Origin of the sequence: Corynebacterium sp. P4-C1 (assembly GCF_030503595.1) — a bacterium.
In the GTDB taxonomy this organism is placed as follows: Bacteria; Actinomycetota; Actinomycetes; order Mycobacteriales; family Mycobacteriaceae; genus Corynebacterium.
In genome coordinates, this window is the sequence record NZ_CP129966.1 from 78330 (window position 1) to 90618 (window position 12289).

Annotated in this window: 9 protein-coding genes; all 9 read left to right on the forward strand. The window is 66.8% G+C overall.

Features of this window, described 5'->3' with window-relative positions:
• Nucleotides 1-4: 4 nt before the first annotated feature.
• The 9 genes from QYR03_RS00365 to ftsZ all read left to right on the forward strand — a co-directional run bounded on the left by QYR03_RS00365 (nucleotide 5) and on the right by ftsZ (nucleotide 12282).
• Nucleotides 5-1594, forward strand: coding sequence for a UDP-N-acetylmuramoyl-L-alanyl-D-glutamate--2,6-diaminopimelate ligase (locus QYR03_RS00365; protein ID WP_301712198.1), 1590 nt, complete (start codon nucleotides 5-7; stop codon nucleotides 1592-1594).
• Nucleotides 1591-3144 (forward strand): UDP-N-acetylmuramoyl-tripeptide--D-alanyl-D-alanine ligase, encoded by a 1554-nt coding sequence (gene murF, locus QYR03_RS00370; protein ID WP_301712199.1) that lies wholly within the window; start codon nucleotides 1591-1593, stop codon nucleotides 3142-3144. The genes QYR03_RS00365 and murF overlap by 4 nt, the downstream gene beginning before the upstream one ends.
• Before the next feature lie 6 nt (nucleotides 3145-3150).
• Entirely contained in the window at nucleotides 3151-4263 is a 1113-nt protein-coding gene (gene mraY / locus QYR03_RS00375) for a phospho-N-acetylmuramoyl-pentapeptide-transferase (RefSeq protein WP_301712200.1), read from the forward strand.
• Nucleotides 4260-5714 (forward strand): UDP-N-acetylmuramoyl-L-alanine--D-glutamate ligase, encoded by a 1455-nt coding sequence (murD, locus tag QYR03_RS00380; protein WP_301712432.1) that lies wholly within the window; start codon nucleotides 4260-4262, stop codon nucleotides 5712-5714. The genes mraY and murD overlap by 4 nt, the downstream gene beginning before the upstream one ends.
• Before the next feature lie 133 nt (nucleotides 5715-5847).
• Nucleotides 5848-7380, forward strand: coding sequence for an FtsW/RodA/SpoVE family cell cycle protein (locus QYR03_RS00385; protein ID WP_301712433.1), 1533 nt, complete (start codon nucleotides 5848-5850; stop codon nucleotides 7378-7380).
• Between the two features lie 20 nt (nucleotides 7381-7400).
• Nucleotides 7401-8468, forward strand: a complete 1068-nt coding sequence (gene murG / locus QYR03_RS00390; RefSeq protein WP_301712201.1) for an undecaprenyldiphospho-muramoylpentapeptide beta-N-acetylglucosaminyltransferase — start codon at nucleotides 7401-7403, stop codon at nucleotides 8466-8468.
• Complete coding sequence (gene murC / locus QYR03_RS00395) at nucleotides 8465-9955, forward strand: UDP-N-acetylmuramate--L-alanine ligase (RefSeq protein WP_301712202.1); 1491 nt, start codon at nucleotides 8465-8467, stop codon at nucleotides 9953-9955. Before murG ends, murC begins: the two co-directional genes overlap by 4 nt.
• A gap of 4 nt (nucleotides 9956-9959) precedes the next feature.
• Nucleotides 9960-10796: a cell division protein FtsQ/DivIB gene (locus tag QYR03_RS00400; RefSeq protein ID WP_301712203.1), complete on the forward strand. Its 837-nt coding sequence runs from the start codon at nucleotides 9960-9962 to the stop codon at nucleotides 10794-10796.
• Between the two features lie 202 nt (nucleotides 10797-10998).
• Nucleotides 10999-12282 carry a cell division protein FtsZ gene (gene ftsZ / locus QYR03_RS00405; RefSeq protein ID WP_259848813.1) on the forward strand — a complete coding sequence of 428 codons (1284 nt, stop codon included), beginning with the start codon at nucleotides 10999-11001 and terminating at the stop codon, nucleotides 12280-12282.
• The last annotated feature ends 7 nt before the right edge of the window (nucleotides 12283-12289 follow it).

Consider the following 12289-nt stretch of genomic DNA (forward strand, 5'->3'; position numbering starts at 1 on the left):
GGTCATGAACGACAACAACGAGAACTTGGCGGCCGCCGTCGCACTCGACACAGTGGCGGCGCTCGCCGAGGCGCGCGTGGAGAACGCGCCGGCCGGCACGCTGACGGTCACCGGTATCAGCCTCGATTCGAACGCGGTCGAAGCAGGTTCCGTCTTCGCGGCGCTGCCCGGCACACGGGTGCACGGCGCGACTTACGCGGCTGGTTCGAAGGCAGCTGCCGTTCTCACGGATGAACCGGGGTGGGAGATTCTCTCCGCGGCAGGGGAGACACGCCCGGTCCTCGTCGTCGACGATGTCCGTGCGGTGCTGGGGCCCGTCTCCTCCGAGATTTACGGCAACCCGTCGGAGAAGCTCACAGTGATCGGCGTGACGGGCACTTCGGGCAAGACCACGACGACGTACATGCTTGAGGCCGGTCTCACCGCGGCCGGCTGCGCTGTCGGCCTCATCGGCACGACGGGCACCCGCATCAAGGGCGAAGATGTGCCGACATCGCTCACGACCCCGGAAGCGCCGAAGCTGCAGGAGCTCTTCGCTCTCATGGCTAGCCGCGGGGTGACCCATGTCGTTATGGAGGTCTCTTCCCACGCGCTTGTCCTCGGCCGCGTCACCGGCACGCGATTCGCCATCGCCGGTTTCACAAATCTTTCCCAGGACCACCTGGATTTCCATCCGACAATGGAGGAGTACTTCGACGCGAAGGCGATGCTTTTCGACGCAGCCTCGCCCGTCGCCGCTGGCACGTCGGTCGTCTGCGTAGACGACGAGTGGGGCCGCCAGATGGCCCGCCGGGCGGCCACCGGTGGGGAAGGCCGGAGAGTCATCACCGTGGGCACCCGCGGCCAGGCAGACGTCGACTGCGCGGCGGAGCTCAACAGCACGACGGACAGCGGCGCCCAGGACATCACGGTGCGGCTCGGCGGTTCGGCAATCTCCGCCCGCCTGCCGCTGCCGGGGGCCTTCAATGTGGCGAACGCGGCGCTGGCAACGGCTATCGCGGATGCCGCAGGCATTGACGCAGAGACGTTCTTGCAGGGCCTGAGCGGGGCAGCGGTGCCCGGCCGGATGGAGCGCATCGATGCCGGCCAGGAATTCGTCGCCGTTGTCGATTACGCCCACAAACCCGCGGCGATCGCGGCAGCGCTGGAATCCCTGCGCGAACAGGTCGACGGCCGGGTCGGCATCGTCGTCGGCGCAGGCGGCGACCGAGACCAATCGAAACGGTCCATCATGGGCGCCGAATCGGCGCGCCGCGCAGACTTGGTCATCGTCACCGACGACAACCCACGCACGGAAGATCCAGCGGCGATCCGCGCCGCGGTCCGCAGTGGCGCCGAAGATGCCGCGGCTGAGCGCGGAAACGTGGAGATCCGAGAGAGCGATTCGCGCGCGGACGCCATCAAGCAGCTCGTGGCGTGGGCAGAGCCCGGTGACGCGGTTATCGTCGTGGGTAAAGGCCACGAAGTGGGCCAAATCATCGGCGAGACCACTTTCCATTTCGACGACCGCGAAGAAGTGCGCGAAGCGCTGGCGGAAGCCGGATTCGGCACCGCACGCGGTACCCAGGGCACAGCTAAGGAGGACCAGGCATGATTCCGATGACACTGGCGGAGATCGCGCAGGTCACCGGTGGCACGCTGAGCGAATCTGCCGACGCTGATGCGACGGTGACGAGCTACGTCGAGTTCGACTCGCGGAAAATCACCGCCGGCGGCCTGTTCGTCGCGCTGCCCGGCAGCAACGTCGACGGGCACGATTTCGCCGAATCCGCCATTGCGCGCGGAGCGGTTGGCGCGCTGGTCGCCCGCGAGGTCGGCGTGCCGGCAGTCATTCTTCCCCCGGTCGAAGAGATCGAGGGCGACAACTCTGACCTCGCCGCGGGCGACCCGGACGGCTCTGCCCGTGCCGTCGTCGCCGGAATGGCGAAACTGGCGGCGCATGTGGCACGGACACTCGTCGATACGCACGGCCTGCGCATCACGGGCGTGACTGGGTCCGCCGGCAAGACGTCGACGAAGGACCTCATCGCGAATGTTCTCGGGCGCGGCGGCGAGACCGTCGCTCCGCCAGGATCTTTCAACAACGAGATCGGCCTGCCGTACACAGTGCTGCGCTGCACCGAAGACACAGACTTCCTGGTCGCGGAGATGTCCGCCCGCAATATCGGGCACATCGCCCAGCTGGCCAACATCGCCCCGCCGCACATCGGCGTGGTGCTCAACGTCGGCAGCGCCCATCTCGGTGAATTCGGCTCGCGCGAGAATATCGCCCAGGCGAAGGGCGAGCTGGTTGAAGCCCTCCCGGCTGACGGCGTGGCCATCCTCAACGCCGACGACGACCTGGTCGCCGGCATGGCGCCGCGCACAAAGGGGCGCGTCGTGCGCTTCTCCGCGAAAGAGGGCGGAGGCGAGTACTTCGCCACAGGCATCGAGCTTGACGACGTCGCCCGGGCCACTTTCACCATGCATTCCCCCGCAGGCGACCCGCAGCGGGTGAGCCTGAAAGTCTTCGGCGCGCACCAGGTGTCGAATGCTCTGGCGGCGGCTGCTGTAGGCATCGAGGCAGGACTCGATGCGGCGACTGTGGCGGACGCTTTGTCGAACGCGCACAGCGTTTCGGTCAACCGCATGGACGTGAACACCCGCGCCGACGGCCTGACGGTGATCAACGACGCCTACAACGCCAACCCGGACTCCATGCGCGCCGGCATCGCGGCACTCGGTTTCACAGCCGCCGCGCGCCCAGGTGTGCGGTCAATCGCCGTGCTCGGCGAGATGGGGGAGCTCGGCTCCGACTCCGTCGAAGCGCACCGGGCACTCGGCGACGAGCTGGCGCGTTACCGCGTCACGCACCTCGTTGTGGTGGGGGACAGCGAGGAGACCCGCGTGCTGGCGGAACGCGCCGCTGAGCGCGGGATCGCCACCCACACCGCAGACGGCGTCGACAATGCCGCGGACATCGTCGGCGAGATTGTGCGCACCGCCCCGCCTGGGGAGGAGAATTGGCGCAGCCGTGCAGACCGCGACGTGGTGCTCGTCAAGGCATCGAACGCGGTCGGGCTGTGGCGGGTGGCCGAGACGCTGCTCGCCGCCGCGCCCCCGAACCCCCATCCCACGCAGACGAACCAGGAAGGCCCGAGGTAGCCCAGCATGACGCAGATCATTATGGCGGGAGCGATCAGCTTCCTCGTCGCCATCTTCACCACGCCCCTCCTCATCCGCTACTTCACGACTGCAGGCAAGGGGCAGGAGATCCGCGAGGACGGCCCGGCGTCGCATATTCGTAAGCGCGGCACGCCCACCATGGGCGGCATCGCCATCCTGCTGGGCATTCTCGTCGCCTATCTGGTCGTGGGTTTCTGGGGCATGGCTACCGGCCACGGCGGCTTCACCGCCTCCGGACTGCTCGTTCTGGGGCTGACGATGTGCCTGGGCCTGCTCGGTTTCGCCGACGACGGGTTGAAGCTCTTCTTCAACCGCAACTTGGGCCTGAACAAGACCGCGAAGCTTGTCGGCCAGCTCGCTGTCTCGCTGATTTTCGGCTTCCTGCTCCTGCAGTTCCCCAACGAGCGCACGGGGCTCACGCCGGGCTCGACTCACCTGAGCTTCATCCGCGACATCGAGACGTTCGACGCCGCCGCGGGCGGAGTCGTGCTGGGCACCATCTGCTTCCTCGTCTTCGTGTACTTCATCATCGCCGCGTGGTCCAACGCGGTGAACCTGACCGACGGCTTGGATGGCCTCGCCGCCGGCTCCACCGCGCTGGTGATGTTCGGCTACACCTTGATCACGTTCTGGCAGTTCCGCAATTCCTGTGCGCAGGCGCCGGGCGCGGGCTGCTATGACGTGCGCGACCCGCTCGATCTGGCTGTGCTGTGCTCCGCCGGTCTCGGCGCGTGCATCGGCTTTTTGTGGTGGAATGCCGCTCCGGCGAAGATCTTCATGGGAGACACAGGCTCCCTCGCGCTCGGAGGCCTGGTCGCCGGTGTCTCCATTTCCAGCCGCACCGAGGTGCTCATGGTCGTTATCGGAGCACTCTTCGTGATGGAGGCCGCATCCGTGGTCATCCAGGTCGCAGTGTTCAAGACGACCGGCAAGCGCGTATTCCGCATGGCGCCGTTCCACCACCACTTCGAGAACGGCGGCTGGGCTGAGACCACTGTGGTCGTCCGCTTCTGGGTCATCTGCGCGATCTCGGTCGTGCTGGGCCTGGCCATCTTCTACGCAGAATGGCTCTCCACCGCCGGGGTGAGCCTGTCATGACGGAGCAGCTGACATCTGCTGGTTCACCTGTGCTTCCTCTCTCCGGTCCCGTGCTCGTCGCGGGTGCCGGTGTCTCCGGTCTGGGGGCCGCCAAACTTCTGGCGCAGACAGACCTGGAATTCGCCGTCGCCGACGACAACGCCGAGAAGCTCGCTGTCGTTGAGCAGGCCGCCGGTCCCCGCTACCGCGGCGGCCTGTCGACGGTGGCTGCGGCGCAGTCGGCCGGCGACTATCCGGTTGTGGTGACTTCGCCGGGATGGCGGCCGGATTCCCCGTTGCTCGCCGCGGCAAGCGACGCGGGCTGCGAGGTGATCGGCGATGTGGAATTGTGCTACCGCCTCGACCGCGCTGGGGTCTTCGGCCCGCCGCGCGATTGGCTGGTGGTCACCGGCACGAACGGCAAGACCACGACGACCGGCATGCTCGCCGCAGTGATGCAGGAGGGCAGCGCCTACACCGGCAAGCGTGCAGCCGCGTGCGGCAATATCGGTGTCTCTGTAGCAGACGCCCTGACCGCCCCGCAGCGCATCGACGTGCTCGTCGCGGAGCTTTCCAGCTTTCAGCTGCACTGGTCGGAAGAACTGACCCCGAACGCGGGCGTGCTGCTCAATCTCGCTGAGGACCACATCGACTGGCACGGCTCCTTCGATGCGTACGCCTCGGCGAAAGCCAAAGTCTTCTCCAGCTCCGTGGCCGTGGCCGGTGTCGACGACACCCACGTCCGCGAGTACGCCCGCCGCTCTGGCCGTGGAACCGTTATCGGGTTCACGGCCGGTGAGCCGGACGCCGGCCAGGTCGGTGTCGTCGACGGGATGATCGTCAGCCGGATCGGTGATCAAGCGGAGCCGGTGAAGATCACCTCCATCGTCGGCATCGAGCCGGCTGGGCAGGCGGGTGTGCTCGACGCGCTCGCAGCCACTGCCGTGGCTGTCACGCAGGGTGTCTCGCCCGCGCACATCGACCAGGCGCTGCACACCTACCGGGTTTCCGGACACCGCGGTGCCGTTGTCCACGAGGCGGGCGGAGTGCGCTGGGTGGATAACTCCAAGGCCACCAACCCGCACGCGGCGGATTCCGCGCTGCGCGGGGCGGGCCAGGGGCGCATTGTCTGGGTCGCGGGAGGGCAGCTCAAAGGCGCCGAGGTCGACGAGCTCGTCGCGGAGCACGCCCACCGTTTCCGGGCGGTCGCCCTGCTGGGGGTGGACAGGGAAAAGATCGCGCGCGCCGTCGATAAGCATGCCCCCGGATGCCAAGTCTTCCTGACGGAGAGCACCGACCCGCACGACGCGATGGCCGCTGCCGTCGAGTTCGCCGCGCAGCATGCACAACCGGGCGATGCGGTGATCCTCGCACCAGCTGCCGCGAGCCTGGACATGTACTCAGGAATGGCTGAGCGGGGAAATATCTTCGCTGAATCCGCGCGCGCCCTCGACGGAAAACACGACGCTTAAGGCAGTGTGAAACACGATGACCACAGCAGCTCAGCGCCGACCACGGCCACAACAGCCCCGTAAGCCGCACGCGAAGAACTCGCCGCGGCCCGCGCAGCCGCGCCAGCGGACCTCGGGCCAGTACTCCTCCGGGATGGCTCGGGCACTGGCGCGCATGAACGCGTGGATGGATGCCCGGCCGCTGCTGGACTACACGATGGTGCGCACCATCGTGCTGGTGCTCGCCGGGCTCGGCGTGGTCATGGTGACCAGCTCCTCGATGACCTGGTCCGTATTGAACGACTCCTCGGTGTGGGCTCAGCCGCTCAAGCAGGTCATCGTGGTCGCGATGGGTCTGTTCATGTTCTGGCTCGCGCTCCAGATACCCCCTGAGCGGGTGCGCAACATCGCTCTGATCCTGATGGTGATCGCGATCCTTTTGCTCATCGCGGTGCTCATTCCCGGTGTCGGCACAGGCCGTGAGGAAGTGGGCTCCCAGTCATGGATCTACGTGGCCGGCTTCCAGCTGCAGCCGTCTGAGGTGGCCAGGGTGGCCATCTGTGTGTGGGGTGCGTCGATCCTGGCGAACAAGGACCCGCGCCGCATGTTCGAAATGACTAACGGTTACGTGCCGTTCGCCGTTGTCGCCGTACTCTGCATCCTGTTGATCGGAGCACAGGGGGACTTGGGCATGGCTGTGTCCTTCTCCATCGTCGTCGCCTTCATTCTTATCTTCGCGGGAATTTCCTGGAAACTCATCGGCGTGGTCGCCGGCTTCGGTCTCCTGCTGTTTGCGGGCGTGATGGCGGCCGGCGGCTACCGTTCCCAGCGCTTCCATGTTTATTTCGATGCGCTTTTCGGCCGCTTCGAGGACACCCGCGGCGTGGCGTTCCAGTCCTACCAGGGCTTCCTCTCCCTGGCGGACGGCTCCTTGTTCGGTGTCGGCCTTGGCCAGTCCCGCGCCAAGTGGTTCTACCTGCCGGAGGCGAAGAACGACTTCATTTTCGCTGTCATCGGCGAGGAGCTCGGCCTGTGGGGCGGCGCGTTGGTTGTCATTTTGTTCACCATGCTGCTGTTCTTCGGCCTGCGCACCGCGCGACTCGCGGCGAACCAGTACCAGGCGCTGCTGGCAGCGTCGATCACCACCGGAATCGTGTCCCAGGCATTCATCAACATCGGCTACGTCATCGGCCTGCTACCGGTCACCGGTATCCAGCTGCCCATGATTTCCGCCGGCGGCACCTCCGCCGTGATCACCCTCGGGGCGATGGGCATGGTCGCCTCCGTGGCACGCCACGAACCGGGCGCGGTGTCCGCGATGCAGAATTACGGCCGTCCGATGTTCGACCGCATGTTCTTCCTTCGCGAGCCGAGTGCGAGCGAACCGCGCCCCCGCACCGGCCGCTCGGCGAAGAAGGAGCAGGCGACGCGTTACGGGACTCCCGTCACGGCACGCCGCAGCCCGGTGCCGGAATCGAACACGAACGGCCCGGCGAAAGCACCCGAGCGCGCACAGGCACGCGGCCGGGGCCGAGCGAAGGTCCAGCCCCGCGGGGTGGCGCGCGGATCTGGCCGCAGTGGGGCACGCACCAGCGCCCGGCCCATAGAGCGGACGCGATACGATAACGCACGCGCGAACAGGGATCCCCGGAACCACCGGAACAACGACACCCGCCGCGCCGGATAGAAAAGGCGGTTGATTCACCCGTGACAGCACGCATCGTGGTGGCCGGCGGAGGCACTGCCGGCCATATCGAACCGGCGCTGGCCGTGGCGGAAGTCTTGCGCGACTCCCACGGCGCAGACGTTACTGCGCTCGGCACCGAGAAAGGCCTGGAGACAACGATCGTTCCGGCCCGCGGCTTCCCACTCGAGCTCATCGAGCCAGTGCCCATCCCGCGCAAGAAGCCGTTGAAGTTGCTCGGTGTCCCAGCGAAACTGGCGCGTTCTGTGCGTCAGACCCGCGCGGTGCTGAAGAAGACGGCCGCGGATGCGGTCTTCGGCACCGGGGGATATGTGTCCGCCTCGGCCTACCTGGCGGCGAAGTCACTCGGGATCCCGTTCTACGTGCTGGAAACCAACGCTTTGGCCGGCATGGCCAACAAACTCGGAGTGAAGCTGGGAGGCACCGGATTCAACGCGGTGCCCAATTCCGGTATGCCGGGTGAGGTTCTGGGGATCCCGGTGCGCCCCGGCGTCGGCGTGGACGATGACGGTGTGAAGGCCGCACGCGGCTACAAGACGTGGAATTTGGACCCGGACCGCCCGACGGTACTTGTCACCGGCGGGTCCCAGGGTGCGCGCAGCATCAACACGGCACTGGAAGGTGCTGTCGACCATTTGACGGCCGCGGGCTACCAGGTCCTGCATGCGTACGGACGCAAGAACGACGCCCCGGCCAAGCGCGAGCACTACACCGCCGTTCCTTATATCGACGACATGGAAGCCGCGTATGCCGTGGCGGACGTGGTGGTGTGCCGCTCTGGCGCCATGACCGTGGCGGAGAATTCTGCGGCGGGCGTGCCGGCGATCTACATTCCGCTGCCGCACGGCAACGGCGAGCAAGGCTTAAACTCGGCCCACCTGGTGGACAAAGGTGCCGCGGTGCGTATCGACGACGCCGCGTTGACTCCCGATGCCCTCGTCGAGGCGGTCACCGGAATTCTCGGCTCGGACGGATCCGCCGCCGACATGCGCGCGGCGCTGGCCGGATCCGGTGCGGGCAACGCCGCGGAGGAAATCGCGCGGCGCATCATTGGCGAAAGGACATCATGACTTCTGCGGCACCCATCGACCTCTCCCGTGTCCACCTGATCGGCATTGGCGGCTCGGGAATGTCCGGCGTCGCCCGGATCCTGCTGGACCGCGGTGCTGTGGTCACCGGTTCCGACGTGAAGGATTCCCGTCCGGTGCGCGCTCTGCACAGCCAGGGCGCGGTGATCGCGGTCGGCCACGCGGCCGAGAACCTCGATCTCGCCGGCGAGCCGCCCACCGTGGTGGTGACGAGCTTCGCCGCGATCCCGAAAGACAATCCCGAGCTCGTCGCCGCCGCTGAGCGCGGCATCCCGGTCATCCGCCGCTCGGATCTGCTTGGCGAGCTGATGGAGGGCTACACCCAGGTCCTGTTCGCGGGCACGCACGGCAAGACCTCGACCACGTCCATGGCAGTCGTCGCTCTGCAGGCCGCGGGGGAGGACCCCTCCTTCGCCATCGGTGGGCAGCTCAACCGGGCGGGCACGAACGCGCACCACGGCAGCGGCCACATCTTCGTCGCCGAGGCTGACGAGTCCGATGCGTCGCTTCTGCGCTACAGCCCGACCGTCGCGGTGATCACCAACATCGAGCCGGACCACCTCGACTACTTCGGCAGCGCCGAGAGCTACTACCAAGTCTTCGACGAATTCGCCGACCGCGTCACCGGGGACGGCACGCTCGTTGTGTGCCTCGACGACGAGGCATCCGTAAGCTGCGGAATCCGCGCGGCTGAGCGCGGCGTCAACGTGCTGGGCTACGGCACCGCCGAGGCGGCTGCACGCCACCCGGAGATTCCCGCCGGTGGCGTGGTCACCGAAGAATCGGTCGAGGGCCATGTCACCGAGATCGCCGTGGAGCTGAACGTCGCCGGCCACGAGGGCACAGTGGCGTACCACCTGTCGGTTCCGGGGCGCCACATGGTGCTCAACTCCGCCGCCGCACTCGTGTCGAGCGCTGTCGCCGGCGCGGACCCGCGCAAGCTTGCTGACGGCCTGAGCGGTTTCACCGGCGTGCGCCGCCGCTTCGAGTTGCGCGGAGAGATCACGGCGGGGGAGCAGAAGGGCACGCGCGTCTACGACGACTACGCCCACCACCCGACGGAGGTCCACGCGGTGCTTTCCGCCGCGCGCGGCAAGGTCGAGTCCGAGGGTAACGGTGCTCGCGTCGTCGTCTGTTTCCAGCCGCACCTGTACTCGCGCACCCAGGCATTCTCGGAGGAATTCGCCGACGCGCTTTCGCTTGCCGACGCCGCCGTGGTTCTCGACATCTTCGGTGCCCGCGAAACGCCCGTTGAAGGCGTGGATTCGCGGATCATCACCCAGCACATCGCTGAGTCAACCGAGGTGGTCTACGAACCCGACTTCTCCCGCGCACCTGCGTCCGTCGCGGCCGTCACCCGCCCCGGCGACGTGGTGATCACCATGGGGGCTGGCACTGTCACCATGCTCGCGGACCCGATCCTCGATGAGCTGGCCGGCGCCGCTGCCAACACCGGGAAAGCGAACTAGCGCCATGTCCACTTCTATGACTCCATCTCCCAGCGACCAGCCGGACCGGCCTGACCAGCCAGAACAGCCTGACCGGGCCCGGCGCCCCATCCAGTCGGGAGATCTGGGAGAGAAACTCGACACGGGGTCAAGCACCCGCAAAGACCGCGGCCGCACGCGCGCCGCGCGTGGACGGCGTGCGTTGCCGTGGCGCCGGATCTTCGGCGGCGGCGCGATCGCGGTGCTGGTTCTGGCGGTGCTGTGGGCGGTGGTGTATTTCACGCCGTTATTCGCGGTGAAGAACGTCGAAGTGGAGGGAAGCGAGCACCTCGCGCCCGAGGACGTGATCTCTGCCGCCGGAGTTCCTGAAGGAACGCCGTTGGCGCAGGTGGATATGCGCCAGACCGCCTCCAATGTGGTCTCCTTGCCGTGGGTGAAATCGGCCACGGCATCGCGTTCCTGGCCATCCACAGTGATGCTGAAGGTGGAGGAGAACACCGCGGTGGCCTTCCTGAACGCCTCCGACGGCACGCACTTGATCGACCCCGAGGGCAAGGAATTCGCCGTGGACACCCCGCCGGAGGACACCGTTGAACTCACTGGGGCAGTCGACTCCGACGATGCGGTGCGCAAAGATGCCGTGGAGATCGCCGCGGCCCTCAGCGAAACGGGCCGCGGTGCCGTGAAGTCCATCGAGGCGAAATCCAAGTACGAATTCGTCCTGCACCTCAAAGACGACCGCACCATTATCTGGGGTGCGAGCGAGGACAACGGGAACAAGGCGCTCGCCGTGGACACCGTGCTGCAACGCGAGGGCCAGGAATTCAACGTGACCAATCCGCGCCAAGTCACCGTGAAATAGCGGGCGGGCGCGGTGGTGCCCCGACTGAGGGGTTCGTACTTTAGGTCCATGGGGCCGGAAAACCCCAGGTCATAAACCCTAAAGTAGAGGTTGAGGGTGCCGACACGCCGAAAAAATTCGCCGAAATGCCGCCGTAGTTGGTCATGATGGGAGGCGTCTCTGAATCACACGTCCCCGTTATTTGAAAGGCGAGCACACACCCATGACCTCACCTAGCAACTACCTCGCCATGATCCGCGTTGTCGGTGTCGGCGGCGGTGGTGTCAACGCAGTGAACCGCATGATCGAAGAGGGGCTGAAGGGTGTCGAGTTCGTCGCCATAAACACCGACTCCCAGGCACTCCTGTTCACCGACGCGGACACCAAGCTCGACATCGGCCGCGAGGCGACCCGCGGCCTTGGTGCCGGCGCTAACCCGGAGGTGGGCCGCACCTCTGCCGAGGACCACAAGCAGGAGATCGAGGAGTCCCTCAAGGGCTCCGACATGGTCTTCGTCACCGCCGGCGAGGGCGGCGGCACGGGTACGGGCGCGGCACCGGTCGTCGCCGGCATCGCCAAGAAGATGGGTGCCCTAACCATCGGCGTGGTCACCCGCCCGTTCTCCTTCGAGGGCAAGCGCCGTACCCGTCAGGCGCTCGAGGGTATCGACGCGCTGAAGGAAGTCTGCGACACCGTCATCGTTATCCCGAACGACCGTCTGCTGCAGCTCGGCGAGGCCGACCTGTCCATGATGGAAGCGTTCCGCGCCGCCGATGAGGTGCTCTACAACGGTGTCCAGGGCATCACCAACCTAATCACCATCCCGGGCATGATCAACGTCGACTTCGCCGATGTCCGCTCCGTCATGGCGGATGCGGGCTCCGCGCTCATGGGTGTGGGCTCGGCCCGCGGCGAGAACCGCGTCATGGCCGCCACCGAGCAGGCCATCAACTCCCCGCTGCTGGAGACCACCATGGAGGGCGCCAAGGGTGTGCTCATCTCCGTCGCCGGCGGTTCCGACCTCGGCCTGATGGAAGTCAACAACGCCGCCTCCATCGTGGAGGAGAAGGCCGACGAGGACGCGAACATCATCTTCGGCACCATCATCGACGACAACCTGGGCGACGAAGTCCGAGTGACCATCATTGCTACCGGCTTCGACGAGAAGGCCAACGCCCGTCCGCAGGCGCCCAGCCAGGATCAGGGACAGCAGGCGGCAGGCCAGGCTGAGGCCCAGCAGGTGCAGGTCGAGCCGGCCGCGGCAGCCGAAACCCCGACCCCGGCACCATCCTCCAGCTCCCTGTTCGAGCCGGTTGATCGTGAGGAGACCGCCCCCTCCGCGGCACCGGAGGAATACACCCCGCGCCACCGCTACGACGAGTCCCGCGGGGGTCTGTTCACGAACCAAGAGCGCGATCGTGAACGCGACTACCGCCCGTCCCGCCGTTACGAGGACGCGCCGCGCGGCGGCGATGACGACCTCGACGTCCCGGACTTCCTCCGGTAGTAGCCTT